A 1,666-nucleotide genomic window follows, 5' to 3' on the forward strand; every position below is an offset into this window, starting at 1 on the left:
CCCCCGGTGTCAGGATAGTTGTCGCCTCTCCGGTTTTTCCTAAAAAAGCATATCGGGGGCGGAAAGAGACTGGTCGTGCCGTACTATTCACCTGAACGCAGAGCCGCATTACTTAAGATGCTGCTTCCCCCGCTGAACCTGTCGATGGCCGAGGTTTCCCGGCGCGAAGGGGTCAGCGAAATGTCTTTGTCCAACTGGCGCAAGCAGCTCAGTTCTGAAGGAAATGCAGTGTCCGAAAACAAGCCGTTGACCGAGAACTGGTCAGCCGAAACCAAGTTTGCTGTTGTCCTTGAGGCGGCCGGTTTGTCCGAGATCGACCTCGGCGAGTATTGCCGCCGCAAAGGCCTTTATCCCGAGCAGATCACGGCGTGGCGACAAGCGTTTATCGCTGGCCAGAAGTCGGAAAAAGCCCAGCAAAAAGAAGACCGAGAGCAGTCTCGCAAAGATAAGAAACGCATTCAGGAACTTGAGCGCGAACTGCGCCGCAAAGACAAGGCGCTGGCTGAAACCGCCGCGTTGCTGGTGCTGCGAAAAAAGCTCAACGATTACTGGGGGGTCGACAACGAGGACAACTGACCGCGTTGCCGGAACGGCAGTTACTCGTGACCTGGTTGAGTGAAGCCCGGGTGGCAGGAGCCCGAAAGATCAGGGCCTGCCAGGAAGTCGGTCTCTCGCTCAGAACCTTGCAGCGCTGGAGCGAAACCGAGGCTGTTCAGGACGATGCCCGAACGACCACGGTACGGCCCACGCCACGCAATGCGTTGAGCGAGGTCGAACGACAAGCGATCATGAGTCTGTGCAACAGCCCGGCGTACGCCCATTTGCCGCCCAGCCAGATCGTGCCGAGGTTGGCCGACCAACAGCGCTATCTGGCGTCGGAAGCGACGTTTTATCGGGTGCTGCGTGCAGCGGGTCAACAACAGCATCGTGGTCGTAGCCAGCGCCCCAGGCGCCACGCCGCACCGACGACTCACGCGGCCAAAGGCCCTAACCGGGTGTGGTCATGGGACATTACGTACCTTCCCTCGCCAGTGCGTGGCAAGTATTACTACCTGTACCTGATCGAGGATATTTACAGCCGCAAGGCCGTGGGCTGGGAGGTTTACGAAGAAGAAAGCGGCGAGAAGGCGGCTGCGCTACTACAACGTAGCGTGATCGGCGAGCAGTGTTTGCACGAGCCACTGGTGTTGCACTCGGACAATGGTGCACCGATGAAATCGCTGACGCTTTTGAGCAAAATGCATGATCTGGGCATCACGCCGTCCCGTGGCCGACCGCGAGTGAGCAATGACAACCCGTACTCGGAATCACTGTTCCGGACGTTGAAGTACTGCCCGCAATGGCCGGCAGATGGCTTTGCCAGCCTGGACGCCGCCCGAGCCTGGGTAAGGGATTTTATGTGCTGGTATAACCACGAGCACCGGCACAGCCGAATCCGCTTCGTGACACCGGCCGAACGGCACCGTGGCCAGGATCATCAGATCCTGGCTCGGCGTCATGAGCTGTATGAGCAAGCCCGGGAGAAATGCCCGGAGCGCTGGTCTGGACAGACACGAAACTGGGAGCCGATCGGCACGGTGCTGCTGAACCCGGATCGGGAACAGCAGGTCGAGAAAAGAGCGGCATAGTTAGACGGTTGACGCGACAACTACCTTGAAAAACGCCG

The 1,666-nt window shown here is 58.9% G+C and carries 1 protein-coding gene; it reads left to right on the forward strand.

The annotated features are described in order from the left end of the window. Positions 1-75 precede the first annotated feature (75 nt). Positions 76-1,628 (forward strand): IS3 family transposase gene (locus tag C6382_RS23680; RefSeq protein ID WP_107026726.1). Its coding sequence is split into 2 segments (ribosomal slippage): positions 76-538 and positions 538-1,628, totalling 1,554 coding nucleotides; the frame shifts between segments, so codons are not numbered across the junction. The last annotated feature ends 38 nt before the right edge of the window (positions 1,629-1,666 follow it).

Origin of the sequence: Pseudomonas sp. BBP2017 (genome assembly GCF_003024385.1) — a bacterium.
In the GTDB taxonomy this organism is placed as follows: domain Bacteria; phylum Pseudomonadota; class Gammaproteobacteria; order Pseudomonadales; family Pseudomonadaceae; genus Aquipseudomonas.